The following is a 14686-nucleotide window of genomic DNA, read 5'->3' as shown; positions in this document are numbered from 1 at the left end:
GGCGGTAACACAATGTATCCGTCCCAACGCACACTCGGTTACACAGCATTGGCTACACAGCGTCAACGGTGCTCTGCTGCGCAGTGCTCCGCGCGTTTACAGGTGCGCCAATGCGCACGCTGCGCCACAGTGCCAGCGCCATTAGCACACTCACGGCCGCCCACGCCCAGGCCTGGGGATTGCTCAAGCCTTCGCGAAACAGCTGCGGCACGATGCCGGCGCCGACGATGAACATCAGCAAACCGATCTCTCGGCGCGGTGCCGCCGCCGGCCGGATCAGGTAGACCAGCGCCGGCACCCACAACGTTGCCGTCGCGAAGCTGCGGTAGCGCGGATCAAAGACCATCGCCAGCATCATCACCGCCGCTGCGAAGCCGCTGGCGTACAACCACCAACCGGCCCGTGCGTCCAGCCAGGCGAACACGCGTTCGCGCCAGCCTGCGCGGGCTGACAATGCCAGCGCTGCGTGGGCGAGCACCAGCAGATTCAGCACCACCAGGGCCACTGCCCACAGGTATTCACCGGCGAAGCGGCTGGTCACCCGGGCCAGTTCACCCCAGGTGCCGATGCAGCAACCGGCGAACGCTGCCAGCAACGGCAGCATCAGCGCGCTGCGTGCTTGACTGACACGACCCGCCCACGCCAGCGCCATCACGGCGATCGCGCCACTGACCGTCAGCCAGAATGGCCACATCGGCAGGTTCGACACCGGTCCGGCCAACACGCCCTTGTCCTGGCGATCGGCATCGAACAGCCCCCAATAACCGCCCACTGCGCCCTCGGACTGGCGCTTCCACGGCTGGTCGAACGCCTCGATCAGGTTGTAATGCCAGCCGTGTTGCTCGGCCATCGCGACAAAACTGCGAATGAACCTGGCTTCGTTGACCCGGCTGGGCAGCGCGGTTTCACGCTGACGGCCTTCGCTGGGCCAGCCGGTCTCGCCGATGAGAATGTCCTTGGGCGCGAATTGCTTGCCGAACGTTTCACGGATCTGCGCGACGTGGGCCAGGGCCTTGTCGATGCCGGTGGGATCGTCTTCCCAGTACGGCAGCAGATGGATCGTCAGGAAATCCACAGTCGGCGCGACTTCCGGGTATTGGAGCCAGTATTCCCAGACGTCTGCATAAGTGACCGGCTGCTTGACCTGCGCCTTCACCTGACGAATCAGCGTGGCCAGTTGAGCGCCGGTGACTTCCTTGCGCAACAGGCTCTCGTTACCGACGATCACCGCCGTCACCACATCCGGGTGGGTATTCGCGGCCGTCACCAGTGCCTTGATTTCCTTGGCGGTGTCGACCGGGTTGCCGTTGACCCAGGCACCGAGCATCAGCTTGAGGCCGTACTTGCGAGCGATGTCGGGAATCGCCTCCATGCCGGTCATTGAATAGGTGCGCACGCAGTCGAAGCGCGTCGCCAGCAGCGCCAGGTCAGCGTCCATCCGCGCGGGGCGCAGGGTGAAGGGCTGGTCGAACGGGGACTGGTCTTTGTCGAACGGCGTGTAGGACGCGCATTGCAGTTTGTGGGTCGGCGTGGCGGCGTCCGGCAGAATCACAGGCTTGCCCAGCCAGTACCAATAGCCGCACAGGCCAAGCAGGGCAATCACACAGGAGAACAGATAAAGGACGACAGGCGAGCGGGAGGTTGCGGACATGATGGGGCCGAAGTGGGGCGAAGGGCGGCATATTAGCAAGATGATGCCGCTACACACCTCATCCTCTCAGCGCTTTCGTAAACCATGCAATTTCCGGACGAGCCGCTAGCCTCTTTACGACCTGTCTGTCGTTGATGGCCCGGTGATGTCGTTTACCGGGTGGCTGGGTGTCGCTGGCAGGAAAGGCACAAGGTGTATGGGGGTTGATGATCAATCGTCCACGCAGCGATTGCGTCTGCGCAGGCACGTGGTGGAAGCGTGAAACGCGTGGCTTGCCCCGAACCAGGGCGCAAGTGCGACGTTATAAGAACGTTAACGACGCCCGACCGCTGTCGGGCTCTGGACTACCGGGGAAGTGAAAATGACGATGCGAAAAATCCTGGGTGTCGGTGCCGCGCTGGCACTGGCCATCAGTTCCACGCTGGCCCATGCCGACGCCAAACCCGAGCTGAGCATCGGTTACGTCGATGGCTGGTCCGACAGTGTTGCCACCACCAACGTCGCCGCCGAGGTGATCAAGCAGAAACTCGGCTATCCGGTGAAGCTGCAGGCCGTTGCCGCCGGGATCATGTGGCAGGGCGTCGCGACCGGAAAGCTGGACATGATCCTGTCTGCCTGGCTGCCCGTCACCCACGGCGAGTACTGGACCAAGAACAAGGACAAGGTCACCGACTACGGCCCCAACTTCAAGGACGCAAAGATCGGCCTGATCGTGCCTGAGTACGTGAAAGCCAACTCGGTGGCGGACCTCAAGACCGACGAATCCTTCAAGAAGAAAATCGTCGGCATCGATGCCGGTTCAGGCGTGATGATCAAGACCGATCAGGCGATCAAGGATTACGGTCTCGACGGTTACAAGCTGCAGGCCAGTTCCGGCGCCGGCATGATTGCCGAGCTGACCCGCGCCGAGAACAAGAAAGAATCCATTGCCGTGACCGGCTGGGTACCGCACTGGATGTTCGCGAAATGGAAGCTCAAATTCCTGGAAGACCCGAAGGGCGTTTACGGTGCGGCTGAAACCGTCGACAACATCGGTAGCCTGGATCTGGCGACAAAGGCCCCTGACGTTGCGGATTTCCTGAAGAAATTCCAGTGGGCCAACAAGGATGAAATCGGCGAAGTCATGCTCGCCATCCAGGACGGCGCCAAGCCTGAGGCTGCGGCCAAGGACTGGGTCGCGAAGCACCCGGATCGCGTGAAAGAGTGGACCGGTAAGTAATCCGTCACAAAGATTTAACGTCTTATCAAACCGCCTGGCGAGTCATCGCCCGGCGGTTTTTTTATTGCCGCTACCTGTAGGCGCACTCAACCGCGGTTAAAAGAGGCAATCCCTCGAACATCAACTAATGTCGTTCTAATACTAAGGTCGTCTGGAGTGCAACGCAGAGCGGACTAAAGTGCAAACCGTGACATCCATCTGTGCTGCGAGGACAAAAACAATGAACGACAGCATTTACCTCTCGATTCAGAACAGCCCGCGCTTCAAGGAGCTGGTCTCGAAAAGGGAACGATTCGCCTGGATTCTCTCGGCAATCATGCTTGGGCTCTATGCCGCATTCATCCTTCTGATTGCGTATGGGCCTCAGATTCTCGGCGCCAAAATCAGCGCCACATCAACCATCACCTGGGGAATGCCGATCGGCGTCGGGCTGATTGTGTCCGCGTTTGTTCTGACCGCCATCTATGTTCGCCGCGCAAACGGTGAATTCGATGACCTGAACAACGCCATCCTGAAGGAGGCGCAGCAATGATCCGGCGCTTGCTTGCGGCCTTCGGCCTTGCCGCTTTCGCACCGACACTCTGGGCAGCCGACGCGCTGACCGGTGCGGTACAGAAGCAACCGTTGAATGTGTCGGCGATCATCATGTTTGTGGTCTTCGTCGGGTTCACGCTTTACATCACGTACTGGGCGTCGAAAAAGAACAAGACAGCGTCGGACTATTACTCGGCAGGCGGCAAGATCACCGGTTTCCAGAACGGTCTGGCCATTGCCGGTGACTACATGTCGGCGGCGTCTTTCCTGGGGATTTCCGCGCTGGTGTACACCTCCGGCTACGACGGTCTGATCTACTCCATCGGCTTCCTCGTGGGCTGGCCGATCATCCTGTTCCTGATCGCCGAGCGCCTGCGTAACCTGGGCAAGTACACCTTCGCTGACGTGGCGTCCTATCGCCTCAAGCAGAAGGAAATCCGTACCTTGTCCGCCTGCGGTTCGCTGGTGGTGGTGGCGTTCTACCTGATCGCGCAGATGGTCGGCGCCGGCAAGCTGATCCAGTTGCTGTTCGGCCTGGACTATGCGGTGGCGGTGGTGCTCGTTGGTATTCTGATGTGCCTGTACGTTCTGTTCGGCGGCATGCTGGCGACCACATGGGTACAGATCATCAAGGCGGTGATGCTGCTCTCCGGCGCGTCGTTCATGGCGTTGATGGTGATGAAGCACGTCAACTTCGACTTCAACGTGCTGTTCTCCGAGGCTGTGAAGGTTCACCCGAAAGGTGAGGCGATCATGAGCCCGGGCGGCTTGGTGAAAGACCCGATCTCGGCGTTCTCCCTGGGTCTGGCGCTGATGTTCGGCACCGCGGGCCTGCCACACATTCTGATGCGCTTCTTCACCGTGAGTGATGCGAAGGAAGCCCGTAAGTCGGTGCTCTACGCGACCGGTTTCATCGGCTACTTCTACATCCTGACCTTCATCATCGGTTTTGGCGCGATCCTCTTGGTCAGCACCAATCCGGCGTTCAAGGACGCGGCGGGCGCGCTGCTCGGCGGCAACAACATGGCAGCGGTTCACCTGGCCGATGCGGTTGGTGGCAGCCTGTTCCTGGGCTTTATCTCGGCGGTGGCGTTCGCGACCATCCTGGCGGTGGTGGCAGGTCTGACATTGGCCGGTGCTTCGGCGGTGTCCCACGACTTGTATGCCAGTGTGATCAAGGCGGGCAAGGCCAACGAGAAAGACGAGATCCGTGTGTCGAAGTACACCACGGTGGCGTTGGCGGTGGTGGCGATCCTGTTGGGTATCGCGTTCGAGAGTCAGAACATTGCGTTCATGGTGGGCCTGGCATTCTCGATTGCGGCGAGCTGTAACTTCCCGGTGTTGTTGCTTTCGATGTACTGGAAGAACCTGACCACCCGCGGCGCGATGATTGGCGGCTGGATGGGCTTGATCAGTGCCGTGGTGTTGATGATTCTGGGCCCAACGATTTGGGTGCAGATTCTGCATCATGAGAAGGCGATTTTCCCGTACGAGTATCCGGCGTTGTTTTCGATTGCGATTGCGTTTGTCGGGATCTGGTTTTTCTCGATCATCGATAAGTCGAAGGCGGCGGAAGGTGAGCGTGCGTTGTTCTTCCCGCAGTTTGTGCGTTCGCAGACGGGCCTGGGTGCCAGCGGTGCGGTGTCGCATTGATCTGAGGTAGCGTTGTTTTGGAAACGCCCCGATTATTCGGGGCGTTTTTGTTTTAAAAGCGCTTAAGATCAAGATCAAGAGCGTCTGCCTAGGGGCAGACTGTTTCGCCTTCGGCGAGTTACTTGATAAAGCCCCAAGTAACCAAGGGCTTTTGCTCCTGGTTGGGCCCCTCGTCCCTTGGGGTTCCTTCACTCCGGTCTTGCTCCGTGGGCCCGCGCCGAACGGACATCCATGTCCTGACGGCGCTCTCGCCGCATCCCTGCGGCTCGGCCCACTCCGCAAGACCTGCGTTCAGCCTGCACCCAAGTCGCGTTCGGTGTCGTCTGGATTTTCTGCGTAGAAGATCAAAAGCAAAAGCAAATCGAAAGCTTCCCGGCTGAAGCCGGTCCTACAGGGGGGAGCGCCGCTGGCCTCACTGACTGCACGCGCTGCCGTTGTAGGACCGGCTTTAGCCGGGAAGGGGCCAGTTCAGGCGCGGTTGAATCTGAGGCAGATGTCATTTTTGCGTTCGGTGCTTCACCGTAAATGAATCTGTCCCCGGATTATGGTCATCCCGCTCGAAGGGGACGGTGCAGGCGCTGACCAATCTGATGCAGATGTCATTTTTGCGTTCAGTGCTTAAAAAGATTGAACCGCTTTCAAGCCGCTTCGCCTAATGATCAGCGTGTGGAGATTCCCACAGGCCTTGTGCTAATACCGGCACTCTTTGAGAGGTGGTTAACGTGGCTAAAGACGACAAGAAAACCAAAGGCGAAGCTTCGAAAGCCAGCAAGGACTTGAAAGACAAAAAGTCCTCACCAGAAAAGAAATCAGCGGCGGCATCGGCTCTTTCGAAGTCTTCCGAAAAGAAAGACACCAAGAAAGACACCAAGAAAGCAGCTGAGCCAAAGAAAGCTGCAAAGAAAGCTGATAGCAAGCCAGAGAAGGCCAAGAAATCAGATAAGGCAGAAAAGGCTGAAAAGCCTGCAAAAAAGAAAAAGTGATGCCCGCTATCTGCTAGGGCGTTACGCCCTAGCTTCCTCAGAACGTCCTGTTCGGTTGCTGTAAATCCTCCCTCCCGCTGATTTCCTCCACGCCCAGTCGCAGCCGCTGATGGGTTAACGCACGTTTAGAAATTACGGTGTTCAAACCGGCCCCTTCCCGGCTAAAGCCGGTCCCACTAAAAGCAATGCGTGAAGTCAGTAGAATTGCGGCGGCGTCTGTAGGACCGGTTTCAGCCGAGAGCTCTTGATCTGCTTTTGATCTTCAAACGCAAAAAGCCCAAACACCGCCAATCGCGACTTGGGTGCAGGCTGAACGCAGGTCTCGCGCAGTGGGCCGAGCCGCAGGGATGCGGCGAGAGCGCCGTCAGGGCGTGGATGCCCGTTCGGCGCGGGCCCACGGAGCGGGACCGGAGTGAAGGAACCCGACGAAGTCGGGCCTAACCGAGAGCAAGCACCCTTGGTTACTTGGGGATGGTGCGACTTTCGACTTTTCCAAGTAACTCGCCGAAGGCGAAACAGTTCTGCTCCAGCAGAACCGCTTCCATAAGCCCATAAAAAAACCGCGCCTAAGCGCGGTTCTTTTTTATGGCAGCTTTAGCAGTTAAATCCTGCCCAGCAACACCAATATCAGCAGGATCACCAGAATCGTACCGATAATGCCCGACGGACCGTAGCCCCAGCTCCGGGAGTGCGGAAATACCGGGAGTCCACCGATCAACAGCAGGATGAGGATGATGATCAGAATTGTGCCGATGCCCATGACGAGTTCCTTCTAGTGTTCTTGGAAGATGGCTATGCAGTTCAAGAGGTTGCCACTACGGCTAATCATTGTGCTGCTTGATGAATCCGACTGCCGCAGTAATCAAAAGGTTCTGGAACGCAGAAATAAAAATTAACACCTCCAGAAAATACCATTCGAATCAAATGCTTGGGTGTTTAAAAGTCACCATGATCGCTTAAAGCTCTGACGTAAAAAACGTGCGAAAAGTACCTCGCTTAGTGTGGAACCAAGCAGTAACTAATAGGTCGCCGGATTCGACATTAGAGTGTGTCCCGCAAATAATCATCGGCCCAATACACCCAAAAGAGTGATTAACACCCAAAGCACCGGTTTGCGTCCCATATTCAGCGATCTGATGAAGGGTTTGTCGGACAATCCTCCTGTTTACACTCTAGCCACTTCTTCGTAATCGACAAGGCGTCTGCTATGCACAATCGCATCATGATTACCGGCGCAGGGTCCGGGCTGGGACGTGAGATCGCGCTGCGCTGGGCGCGCGAAGGTTGGCAGCTGGCGCTGTCGGATGTCAGCGACAGCGGCCTTCAGGAAACCCTGCGCCTGGTGCGGGAGGCGGGAGGGGATGGGTTTGTTCAGCGCTGTGACGTTCGGGACTACAGCCAGCTCACCGCTTTCGCCCAGGCCTGCGAACAGAAATTCGGCGGCATCGACGTGATCGTCAATAACGCCGGCGTCGCCTCAGGCGGCTTCTTTGGCGAACTGTCCCTTGAGGATTGGGATTGGCAGATCGCAATCAACCTGATGGGCGTCGTCAAAGGCTGCAAGGCGTTTTTGCCGCTGCTGGAACAGAGCAAAGGCAAGATCATCAACATCGCCTCCATGGCGGCGTTGATGCAGGGGCCGGCGATGAGCAATTACAACGTCGCCAAAGCGGGTGTGGTGGCGCTGTCCGAGAGCCTGCTGATCGAGCTGCGCCAGCAGGAAATCGGTGTGCATGTCGTGTGTCCCTCCTTCTTCCAGACCAACCTGCTTGATTCCTTCCGAGGCCCCACGCCGGCGATGAAAGCCCAGGTCGGCAAGCTGCTGGAGAGTTCGCCTATCAGCGCGAAGGACATCGCCGACTACATCTACCAGCAGGTCGCCAGCGGTGAATTCATGATCCTGCCCCATGACCAAGGTCGAATGGCCTGGCAGCTCAAACAGAAAAATCCACAGTTGCTGTACGACGAGATGGCCAACATGGCGGAAAAGATGCGTGCCAAGGCGAAGGCCTGAAGCGGAGTCAGACATTCCCCAGGCTCTTTTCTGATAGGGTTGCCGGCACTTTCCGGCTGCCCTGGACGAGGCTCATCGTGCTCAATTACCTCTGGTTTTTTCTTGCCGCGCTGTTCGAAATAGCCGGTTGTTACGCCTTCTGGATGTGGTTGCGTCAAGGCAAGAGCGCACTGTGGGCTCTGCCGGCGCTGATCAGCCTGACGCTGTTTGCCGTGCTGTTGACTCGAATTGAAGCCACTTACGCCGGCCGCGCCTATGCGGCATACGGCGGCATCTACATCATTGCCTCCATTACCTGGCTAGGCGTTATCGAGCGTGTGCGACCGCTGATGTCTGACTGGATCGGCGTTGGCTTATGCGTGATGGGCGCAACCATCATTCTGTTCGGCCCGCGCTGGTCAGCCGCCTGATCTTCCCGGCCGCAGTGAAAAAACTGGCGTCTGCCGGACCTTTCTCTGAGGTGCAGGCCGGAAATGGTCGGGCGCGTAGGACGCGTCTGTCAGCCGTGGTCTTGAAGGATTGAAGGACGTTACTGATTTTGCTCTGGCGCATTGAAGCGCCGGGGTGTGAGCGTCAACCTGCTCCCTCGGTTATAGCCAAGGAGTAGGACGTATGCTGGTATTGACGCGGGAAATCGGAGAGACCTTCAACATTGGCGATGACATTACCGTGAAGGTGCTGGGCATCACCGGCAATCAGGTCCGGCTGGGAATCGATGCGCCGCGGCATATTAGGATTCACCGCACAGAGGTGTTCCGAAGAATCGCCTCACGGCTGCAACAACTCGCCAACCGCTCGCCGGAGAGGTAAGTCCCTTTATTCCTCGAAATATTCCTTCGGCACTTCGCGCTTGAGCATCAGCTGACATTGCTGGCTGTCCATGTCGAAGAAAATCACCGCCTGACCTTTGCTTAGCGCATGACGTACCCGTAATACGCGGGTTTCAAGGGGAGTGTCATCCCCGTTGTCAGTACCGTCGCGGGTCACGAAGTCCTCGATCAGGCGCGTCAGCGTGTCGGCTTCGAGTTGGTCGTAAGGGATCAGCATAGGTTTCTCGGCCATCACAAAATATACACGGGGCGGCGATGCTATCGCGCCCCGTGCGGGCAGGCTAGCGCTGCCCCACCAATGTATCCACCGACGGCACACGGGTGTCGCTTTCCATTTGCGCGTCATGCTCCAGCTGATGGCTGAAATTCTCCAGAGACGCATTGGACGGATGCGCATCGCTGGCGAACACCGGCGGGCTCATGATGTAGGCGGTGAGCAGACGGCTCAGCGTGTTCAAGCTGTCGATGTGTGTGCGTTCATAGCCATGGGTCGCGTCGCAACCGAAAGCCAGAAGGGCCGTGCGCGTGTCGTAACCGGCAGTGATCGCCGAGTGCGCGTCGCTGTAGTAATAGCGGAACAGGTCGCGGCGCACGGACAGATCGTTTTGCTCGCCCAGGCGCAACAGATGTCGCGACAAGTGATAGTCATACGGGCCGCCGGAATCCTGCATCGCCACGCTGACCGCGTGTTCGCTCGAGTGCTGGCCGGGCGCGACAGGCGCGATGTCGATCCCCACGAACTCGCTGACGTCCCACGGCAGACTTCCCGCAGCACCGCTGCCGGTTTCTTCGGTAATGGTGAACAGCGGGTGGCAATCGATCAGGGGCTCGACGCCGCTGTCGATGATGGCTTTGAGGGCTGCCAGCAGAGCGGCGACGCCGGCCTTGTCGTCCAGATGGCGAGCGCTGATGTGGCCGCTGTCGGTGAATTCGGGCAACGGGTCAAACGCCACGAAATCGCCGATGTTGATGCCCACCGATTCGCAGTCCGCGCGAGTGGCGCTGTAGGCGTCCAGGCGCACTTCAACGTGGTCCCAACTGATGGGCATGGTGTCGACGGCCGTGTTGAAAGCGTGCCCGGAAGCCATCAACGGCAGCACGCTGCCGCGAATCACGCCAGTGTCGGTGAATACGCTGACGCGACTGCCTTCGGCAAAACGGCTCGACCAGCAACCGACCGGGGCCAGGCCCAAACGGCCGTTGTCTTTGACCTCTCGAACGCTGGCGCCGATGGTGTCCAGGTGCGCGGAAACGGCGCGGTCGGGGCTGTTCTGTTTGCCTTTCAGCGTGGCGCGGATGGTGCCGCGACGGGTCAGTTCGAACGGGATGCCCAGTTCTTCAAGGCGCTCGGCGACGTAGCGCACGATGGTGTCGGTAAACCCGGTCGGGCTCGGGATGGCGAGCATTTCCAGCAGGACTTTCTGCAGGTAATTCAGATCCGGTTCAAGGAGGGTTGCAGTCGTCATAGGGACCTCTTTGTGTGGCGCAAATTAACCTGATAGCGGAGTCGCTCGCGGTACCGGTCCGGCGGCGACGCATTCGTCGTCATACCGGACTGGTTGCGGGCACGCGCACTGCTACAGGGATTTCGCCTTAGCCATGAGCAGGCTGGCTGTGGGGAAACAACAGATCGACGAAACGCTCGGCCGTCGGTTGTGGCTCATGATTGGCCAGGCCGCAGCGCTCGTTCGCTTCGATAAACACATACTCCGGCTGATCAGCTGCCGGGACCATCAGGTCCAGGCCGACCACCGGGATGTCGAGGGCGCGTGCGGCTCGTATGGCGGCGTCCTTCAGTACCGGGTGAAGAATCGCGGTGACGTCTTCCAGGCAGCCGCCGGTGTGCAGGTTCGCGGTACGGCGCACGGCCAGCCGCTGATCGGTCGGTAACACACTGTCAAAGCTGAAACCCGCTTCTTCAACGGTGCGATGGGTTTCGTCGTCCACTGGAATCTTGCTCTCGCCGCCCGTGGCTGCGGACCGACGACGGCTTTGCGCTTCGATCAACTGGCCCACGGTGTGACGGCCATCGCCAATGATCTCGGCAGGACGGCGGATGGCCGCTGCCACCACCTCAAAACCGATCACGACGATGCGCAGGTCCAAGCCTTCATGAAAACTCTCGAGCAGCACGCGGCTGTCGAACTGGCGGGCACGCTCGACCGCCGCCTGGACGTCCTCGATGGTGCGCAGGTCCACGGCCACGCCCTGACCCTGCTCGCCGTCAACCGGCTTGACCACGACGCGCTGGTGTTCTTCCAGAAACGCCAGGTTGTCGTCACCGTTACCCGCCAATTGCTGCACCGGTACTTCCAGCCCCGCCGCCTTCAGCGTCTTCTGGGTCATGCGCTTGTCCTGGCACAGCGTCATGCTGACGGCGGTGGTCAGATCGCTCAACGACTCACGGCAGCGCACACGGCGACTGCCATGGATCAGCGTGAACAGTCCGGCCTCGGCGTCATCCACCTGCACCTCGATGCCACGACGATGGGCTTCTTCGACGATGATCCGCGCGTAGGGGTTGAAGTCTGCCTGTGGGCCGGGGCCGAGAAACAGCTTTTCGTTGATGCCGTTTTTGCGCTTGATGGCGAAGGTCGGCAGATTGCGGAAGCCCAGCTTGGCGTACAGGCTTTTTGCTTGTTCGTTGTCATGCAGCACCGACAGATCCAGGTACGCCAGGCCCCGGCTCTGGAAGTGCTCGACCAAATGACGCACCAGCACTTCGCCGACGCCAGGCCGTGTGCATTGCGGATCAACCGCCAGGCACCACAGGCTGCTGCCGTTTTCGGGATCGTTGAAAGCCTTTTGGTGATTCAGGCCCATCACGCTGCCGATCACGGCGTTAGTGGTCTCGTCTTCAGCGATCCAGTAAACCGGGCCACCCTGGTGCCGAGGCGTCAGCAGGGCAGGGTCGATGGGCAACATGCCACGGGCGATGTACAGATTGTTGATCGCGGTCCAGTCACCTTCGCTTTGCGCTCTGCGAATCCTGAACCCACGAAACACGCGCTGGGCGGGGCGGTAATCGCTGAACCACAAACGCAAGGTGTCTGATGGATCGAGAAACAACTGTTGCGGCGATTGCGCCAGCACCTGCTGCGGTGCGGCGACATACAGGGCGATGTCGCGCTCACCCTGTTTTTCGTTGAGCAGCTCCTGCGCCAGGGACGCAGGGTCCGGGTAGGTGTGGCCAATCAGCAGCCGTCCCCAGCCGCAATGCAGAGCCAGCGGTTCTGTCTCAGGCGTGCTGCCGTCCTCGGCTAGGCGAGCCTGCAAGCGCTCGTACGATGGCGTCTGGCCGCGTAGCAAACGCTGGTTGTGGATCGAAGCGTTGGCTTTCATCGGTCAGAGTCCTTGTTCGCTGAGCCACAGGTTCAGCGCCGCGAGCTGCCACAGCTTGGAGCCGCGCAGTGGCGTCAATTGACCCTGCGGATCGGTGAGCAGTTTGTCGAGCATGACCGGGTTGAACAGGCCACGGTCCTGGCTGGGATCAAGCAGCAGATCGCGGACCCAGTTCAGCGTATTGCCTTCCAGATGCTTGAGTCCCGGCACCGGGAAATAGCCTTTCTTGCGATCGATGACTTCCGACGGGATGACCAGGCGAGCCGCTTCCTTGAGCACTTGTTTGCCGCCATCGGGCAATTTGAAGCGTCCCGGGACCCGAGCCGACAGCTCGACCAGTCGATAGTCGAGGAACGGGGTGCGGGCTTCGAGTCCCCAGGCCATGGTCATGTTGTCGACGCGCTTGACCGGGTCATCCACCAGCATGACGGTGCTGTCCAGTCGCAAGGCCTTGTCCACCGCCGCATCAGCACCTGGCATCGCGAAATGCTCGCGCACGAAATCGCCTGCGGCGTCATTCGCGGTCAACCACTTCGGCGCGACGGTCTCGGCATATTCGGCGTAACTGCGGTCGAAGAACGCATCGCGGTAAGCAGCGTAGGGATCGCTGGCGCCGTCTACTTGCGGGTACCAGTGATAGCCGGCGAACAACTCGTCCGCGCCTTGGCCGCTCTGAACCACTTTGCAGTGCTTGGCCACTTCCCGAGACAGCAGGTAGAAGGCGATGCAGTCATGGCTGACCATCGGCTCGCTCATTGCCCGAAATGCGGCGGGCAGTTGCTCGATGATTTCGCTTTCCTTGATGCGCAGCTGATGGTGGTTGGTGCCGTAGTGTTTGGCGATCAGGTCCGAATACTGGAATTCGTCACCGCGTTCGCCGCCCGCATCCTGGAAACCGATGGAGAAGGTAGACAGATCCTTAACGCCCACTTCGCGCAGCAGGCCGACGAGCATGCTCGAGTCAACGCCGCCGGACAGCAGCACGCCGACGTCCACCGCAGCGCGTTGACGGATGGCAACGGCTTCGCGGGTGCTGTCGAGCACGCGGTCGCGCCAGTCTTCGAGGGTCAGATTGGCTTCGTCGGCGCGCGGGCCATAAGGCAGCGTCCACCAGACCTTCTGCTCGACCTTGCCCTCGGCACTCACGCGCATCCAGGACGCCGGTGGCAGTTTCTCGATGCCGGCCACCAACGTGCGTGGCGCAGGCACAACGGCATGGAAATTCAGGTAGTGATTGAGTGCGACCGGGTCGAGCATCGGGCTGATGTCGCCGCCTTTCAGCAAGGCGGGCAGGGCGGAAGCGAAACGCAGGCGCTTGTCGGTGCGCGACAGATACAGCGGCTTGACGCCAAGACGGTCGCGGGCGATGAACAAGCTTCTGTTGTCGCGCTCCCAGATGGCGAACGCGAACATGCCGTTCAGCTTGGGCAACATGTCAGCGCCCCAGGCGTGGTAGCCCTTGAGCAGCACTTCGGTGTCGCCGCCGGAGTGGAACTGGTAGCCAAGGCTTTCAAGCTCGGCACGCAGTTCCGGGAAGTTGTAGATAGCGCCGTTGAAAGCCAGGGACAAGCCCAGGTGGCTGTCGATCATCGGCTGCGCCGAACCGTCCGACAGGTCCATGATTTTCAAACGACGGTGGCCCAGGGCAATCGGCCCCTGGCTATGAAAACCCCACGCATCCGGGCCGCGGGCCGCAAGATGATGGGTGATACGTTCTACTGCGGCGAGATCCGCAGGTTGATTGTCAAAGCGTAGTTCGCCAGCTAATCCGCACATCAGTCCTAAACCCTTTATGTTTCGGCGTGTTTGGCGTTACCGGGATTGCGCGGCGGTGAATGCCGGGTTCATTCCGGACATCAGGCGCATGGTTGCGTACGTGTGGCGCGTGGCGTACATCCTGCGCTGTCTAATCCCAAGCTCGCGCAATGCACTCAGCCAGTAACGTTTCGGCCCTGTTTCGGCGCGGATAAGACCCTGACGTGAACCCGCTTACTTCAAAAGCGAACACATAATCAGGGCGCGCTGCCGTCAGCGGCCTAGCTTTATCGAGTGCAGGCAGGCGTGGATCGTTCAATAAAAAAACATTGCAGGCGAGGGAGGTGCGGCCGGGTTTTTAATCACCGACGAGGTTTTTCGTGGGGTGCCGACGCGCTCACAGGTTCAAGAAGCGCTGCCCACGTGATGTCTGGGAAGCGCATATCTCGCCCGACTCAACGCGAGCGGTTGGCGATCCGTAAAGCTGCGGTTTTGATGTACCTCACCGAGTTGGCAAGGTTACCGGCGTGACTTTCGAGGAGCATGAGGTCCTCTTGTCGACACACAACTCTCTGAGCCTTCAGGTAGATGGCATGACCTTCGAGGAATTGCGACAGAGAGTCAAAGTAAGCCGCCGAATCTTCAAGATCCAGCTGCATATCTTTCAAGCTTAATGTAGACATCGAGGCTCCAGACGCTATTGAA

14 protein-coding genes are annotated in these 14686 nt (G+C 59.4%); 7 read left to right on the top strand and 7 right to left on the bottom strand.

Annotated elements, in window-relative coordinates:
• Positions 1–52: 52 nt before the first annotated feature.
• Entirely contained in the window at positions 53–1651 is a 1599-nt protein-coding gene (locus AC3ISG_RS18430) for a glycoside hydrolase family 17 protein (protein ID WP_489297642.1), read from the bottom strand.
• Positions 1652–2012: 361 nt separating this feature from the next.
• Here AC3ISG_RS18430 and AC3ISG_RS18425 point away from each other — a divergent pair, with 361 nt between their 5' ends.
• From AC3ISG_RS18425 to AC3ISG_RS18410, 4 genes are all read left to right on the top strand, one after another.
• Positions 2013–2870 (top strand): glycine betaine ABC transporter substrate-binding protein, encoded by an 858-nt coding sequence (locus AC3ISG_RS18425; protein WP_489297641.1) that lies wholly within the window; start codon positions 2013–2015, stop codon positions 2868–2870.
• Between the two features lie 220 nt (positions 2871–3090).
• Positions 3091–3402, top strand: coding sequence for a DUF485 domain-containing protein (locus AC3ISG_RS18420; protein ID WP_074890233.1), 312 nt, complete (start codon positions 3091–3093; stop codon positions 3400–3402).
• Positions 3399–5057, top strand: a complete 1659-nt coding sequence (locus AC3ISG_RS18415) for a cation acetate symporter (protein WP_489297640.1) — start codon at positions 3399–3401, stop codon at positions 5055–5057. Before AC3ISG_RS18420 ends, AC3ISG_RS18415 begins: the two co-directional genes overlap by 4 nt.
• A 713-nt stretch (positions 5058–5770) precedes the next feature.
• Positions 5771–6040: a hypothetical protein gene (locus tag AC3ISG_RS18410; protein WP_163023149.1), complete on the top strand. Its 270-nt coding sequence runs from the start codon at positions 5771–5773 to the stop codon at positions 6038–6040.
• A 601-nt stretch (positions 6041–6641) separates the two neighbouring features.
• Here the strand turns inward: AC3ISG_RS18410 and AC3ISG_RS18405 are convergent.
• Positions 6642–6800 (bottom strand): DUF3309 family protein, encoded by a 159-nt coding sequence (locus tag AC3ISG_RS18405; RefSeq protein ID WP_092410703.1) that lies wholly within the window; start codon positions 6798–6800, stop codon positions 6642–6644.
• Positions 6801–7247: 447 nt separating this feature from the next.
• Between AC3ISG_RS18405 and AC3ISG_RS18400 the strand changes: the two genes are divergently transcribed.
• From AC3ISG_RS18400 to csrA, 3 genes are all read left to right on the top strand, one after another.
• Positions 7248–8054: an SDR family oxidoreductase gene (locus tag AC3ISG_RS18400; protein ID WP_489297639.1), complete on the top strand. Its 807-nt coding sequence runs from the start codon at positions 7248–7250 to the stop codon at positions 8052–8054.
• Between the two features lie 77 nt (positions 8055–8131).
• Complete coding sequence (locus AC3ISG_RS18395) at positions 8132–8464, top strand: YnfA family protein (RefSeq protein WP_489297638.1); 333 nt, start codon at positions 8132–8134, stop codon at positions 8462–8464.
• Between the two features lie 202 nt (positions 8465–8666).
• The gene (csrA, locus tag AC3ISG_RS18390; protein WP_122624607.1) at positions 8667–8864 is read left to right on the top strand and encodes a carbon storage regulator CsrA; all 198 of its coding nucleotides are present in this window, start codon (positions 8667–8669) and stop codon (positions 8862–8864) included.
• A 6-nt stretch (positions 8865–8870) separates the two neighbouring features.
• On the opposite strand, the gene AC3ISG_RS18385 is transcribed toward csrA, so the two are convergent.
• From AC3ISG_RS18385 to AC3ISG_RS18365, 5 genes are all read right to left on the bottom strand, one after another.
• A complete protein-coding gene (locus tag AC3ISG_RS18385) occupies positions 8871–9101 on the bottom strand; it encodes a YheU family protein (protein WP_122537509.1) in 231 nt (76 codons plus the stop codon).
• 64 nt (positions 9102–9165) lie between these two features.
• On the bottom strand, positions 9166–10350 hold the full coding sequence (locus AC3ISG_RS18380) for an osmoprotectant NAGGN system M42 family peptidase (RefSeq protein WP_489297637.1): 1185 nt from the start codon (positions 10348–10350) through the stop codon (positions 9166–9168).
• A 127-nt stretch (positions 10351–10477) separates the two neighbouring features.
• Positions 10478–12226, bottom strand: a complete 1749-nt coding sequence (ngg, locus tag AC3ISG_RS18375) for an N-acetylglutaminylglutamine synthetase (protein WP_489297636.1) — start codon at positions 12224–12226, stop codon at positions 10478–10480.
• Between the two features lie 3 nt (positions 12227–12229).
• Positions 12230–14002 (bottom strand): N-acetylglutaminylglutamine amidotransferase, encoded by a 1773-nt coding sequence (locus AC3ISG_RS18370; protein ID WP_122624610.1) that lies wholly within the window; start codon positions 14000–14002, stop codon positions 12230–12232.
• Positions 14003–14436: 434 nt separating this feature from the next.
• A complete protein-coding gene (locus AC3ISG_RS18365) occupies positions 14437–14664 on the bottom strand; it encodes a hypothetical protein (protein WP_122537513.1) in 228 nt (75 codons plus the stop codon).
• Between the last annotated feature and the right edge of the window lie 22 nt (positions 14665–14686).

It is taken from the genome of Pseudomonas sp. GL_135 (assembly GCF_057834665.1).
This window is presented reverse-complemented; position numbering and strand designations above follow the sequence as displayed.

Excerpts from the sequence above, each read along its gene's own strand:
- csrA (WP_122624607.1), top strand. The coding sequence starts at position 8,667 with ATGCTGGTATTGACGCGGGAAATCGGAGAGACCTTCAACATTGGCGAT.
- ngg (WP_489297636.1), bottom strand. The coding sequence starts at position 12,226 with ATGAAAGCCAACGCTTCGATCCACAACCAGCGTTTGCTACGCGGCCAG.
- AC3ISG_RS18415 (WP_489297640.1), top strand. The coding sequence starts at position 3,399 with ATGATCCGGCGCTTGCTTGCGGCCTTCGGCCTTGCCGCTTTCGCACCG.
- AC3ISG_RS18430 (WP_489297642.1), bottom strand. The coding sequence starts at position 1,651 with ATGTCCGCAACCTCCCGCTCGCCTGTCGTCCTTTATCTGTTCTCCTGT.
- AC3ISG_RS18385 (WP_122537509.1), bottom strand. The coding sequence starts at position 9,101 with ATGCTGATCCCTTACGACCAACTCGAAGCCGACACGCTGACGCGCCTG.
- AC3ISG_RS18405 (WP_092410703.1), bottom strand. The coding sequence starts at position 6,800 with ATGGGCATCGGCACAATTCTGATCATCATCCTCATCCTGCTGTTGATC.
- AC3ISG_RS18425 (WP_489297641.1), top strand. The coding sequence starts at position 2,013 with ATGACGATGCGAAAAATCCTGGGTGTCGGTGCCGCGCTGGCACTGGCC.
- AC3ISG_RS18370 (WP_122624610.1), bottom strand. The coding sequence starts at position 14,002 with ATGTGCGGATTAGCTGGCGAACTACGCTTTGACAATCAACCTGCGGAT.
- AC3ISG_RS18420 (WP_074890233.1), top strand. The coding sequence starts at position 3,091 with ATGAACGACAGCATTTACCTCTCGATTCAGAACAGCCCGCGCTTCAAG.
- AC3ISG_RS18365 (WP_122537513.1), bottom strand. The coding sequence starts at position 14,664 with ATGTCTACATTAAGCTTGAAAGATATGCAGCTGGATCTTGAAGATTCG.
- AC3ISG_RS18400 (WP_489297639.1), top strand. The coding sequence starts at position 7,248 with ATGCACAATCGCATCATGATTACCGGCGCAGGGTCCGGGCTGGGACGT.
- AC3ISG_RS18380 (WP_489297637.1), bottom strand. The coding sequence starts at position 10,350 with ATGACGACTGCAACCCTCCTTGAACCGGATCTGAATTACCTGCAGAAA.